A 944-nucleotide genomic window follows, 5' to 3' on the forward strand; every position below is an offset into this window, starting at 1 on the left:
GTGCCGCCAGTTCCCTAAACGACATTCGGCTGATCCAGGAAGGCGATCGGTACGACAACTGGTTGCTCTCGTCCATCAATGGGCGTGAAGCCGTGTTCACTGTGGCGGGTCGTCAAGTCTCCGTGGCCCTGTAGGAGGTGAGAATGTCCGGTATGAAGCGCAAGCGGCTCGTGGCGAGTGCAGCCGCCCTGGTGACTGGGATGACGATGTTCAGCCCGCTGTGGGCGCAAAGCTCGGAAGTCCAGCGGTCCAGCGAGCGGGCATCCGAGATCATCGAGAATCAGCGGGATCAAACCGGCCGTTCCGAGGCCGAGAAATGGGGGCTTTCGGATCGGGAGTGGCAGCGTTACGAGCGGCTGATGGAGAGCAAGCGAGGTATCTGGTCACCAGGACTGGATCCGCTGACCGCTCTCGGGGTCGAAGCTCGCTCCGATGCTGAGCGCCGACGCTATGCCGAGCTACTGGTCCAGCAGGAACGAGCGCGAGTCCAGCGAGAGCTGGAATTTCAGCGTGCTTATGACGCAGCGTGGGACCGTCTATATCCCGATGCAAACCGTGTCGATCCTTTCACCGTCGAAACCTCGCAGACCGCCGAGTCAGTGTTCCAGGGGGGCGGTCAATCGGTATTTGGGCAGGCCGGGCAAGCGTCGGCCACAACCTCGCGGCTCAACGTGGTGGTGGCTATTGATGACTGCAACCAGTGCGATAGCACGGTGCAGCGGTTGATGGATCGGGGGGCGCTGATGGACATCTGGGTCGTGGACAGCGATGGGGATAACCGGCGAATCCAGGATTGGGCACGAAGCCTCGAGATGCCGGCTGACCGTGTGCAACGTGGCGAGATCACCCTCAATCACGGCGGCCAGCTGTCTGCGCCGATGGAGTCACTCCCTCAAGTCATTCCCAGGGGGTGATGAATGAAACGCTGGATCGCTGCAGCCGCG

1 protein-coding gene is annotated in these 944 nt (G+C 61.7%); it reads left to right on the top strand.

What is annotated here, in order from left to right; all coding sequences use genetic code 11:
- Positions 1–143 precede the first annotated feature (143 nt).
- The gene (locus tag ACGTN6_RS20585; RefSeq protein ID WP_394594919.1) at positions 144–914 is read left to right on the top strand and encodes a TIGR03759 family integrating conjugative element protein; all 771 of its coding nucleotides are present in this window, start codon (positions 144–146) and stop codon (positions 912–914) included.
- Positions 915–944 lie beyond the last annotated feature (30 nt).

It is taken from the genome of Halomonas sp. B23F22_20 (assembly GCF_043496985.1).
GTDB lineage: Bacteria > Pseudomonadota > Gammaproteobacteria > Pseudomonadales > Halomonadaceae > Halomonas.